Below are 694 nucleotides of genomic sequence, written 5' to 3'. Positions count from 1 at the left end.
GGTTTGGCACCTCGATGTCGGCTCATCGCATCCTGGGGCTGTAGTAGGTCCCAAGGGTTGGGCTGTTCGCCCATTAAAGCGGTACGCGAGCTGGGTTCAGAACGTCGTGAGACAGTTCGGTCCCTATCCGGCGTGGGCGTAGGATATCTGAGAGGAGCTGTCCTTAGTACGAGAGGACCGGGATGGACGGGCCGCTGGTGCACCGGTTAGACTGCCAAGTCTATAGCCGGGTAGCCAAGCCCGGAAGGGATAAACGCTGAAGGCATCTAAGCGTGAAGCCCCCCTCAAGATGAGATATCCCATCCGAAAGGAGTAAACCCCCTTGAAGACGACGAGGTTGATAGGGCAGGGGTGGAAGTACGGTAACGTATGGAGCTGACTGCTACTAATAGGGTGAGGGCTTGACCAACAAGCTTGGTTATGATATAATTGCTTAGTCAACATGTATGTAGTTTTGAAGATGTGATAATCTTCTATAGCAAAGAAATTTGCAAGGCCCAGTGGCTCAGTTGGTTAGAGCGCCGCCCTGTCACGGCGGAGGTCGTGAGTTCGAGTCTCATCTGGGTCGTTACATACCGAAAGGTATGTACGATAATTGAATATGTGGGATCTTAGCTCAGCTGGGAGAGGATCTGCCTTACAAGCAGAGGGTCATAGGTTCGAGCCCTATAGGTCCCATATACATTAAGGGTGG

The 694-nt window shown here is 52.3% G+C and carries 2 tRNA genes and 1 rRNA gene; all 3 read left to right on the top strand.

Annotation, left to right across the window (positions count from 1 at the left end):
* Positions 1-409, top strand: a 23S ribosomal RNA gene (locus tag WS34_RS14965); the annotation flags it as partial.
* A gap of 85 nt (positions 410-494) precedes the next feature.
* Positions 495-568, top strand: a tRNA-Asp gene (locus WS34_RS14960).
* Between the two features lie 37 nt (positions 569-605).
* Positions 606-678: transfer RNA gene (locus WS34_RS14955), tRNA-Val, on the top strand.
* The last annotated feature ends 16 nt before the right edge of the window (positions 679-694 follow it).

Source organism: Odoribacter sp. N15.MGS-14, from assembly GCF_000980245.1.
Lineage (GTDB): Bacteria > Bacteroidota > Bacteroidia > Bacteroidales > Marinifilaceae > Odoribacter > Odoribacter splanchnicus.
The sequence above is the reverse complement of the archived record's forward strand: the minus strand, read 5'-3'. Positions and strand labels throughout refer to the sequence as shown.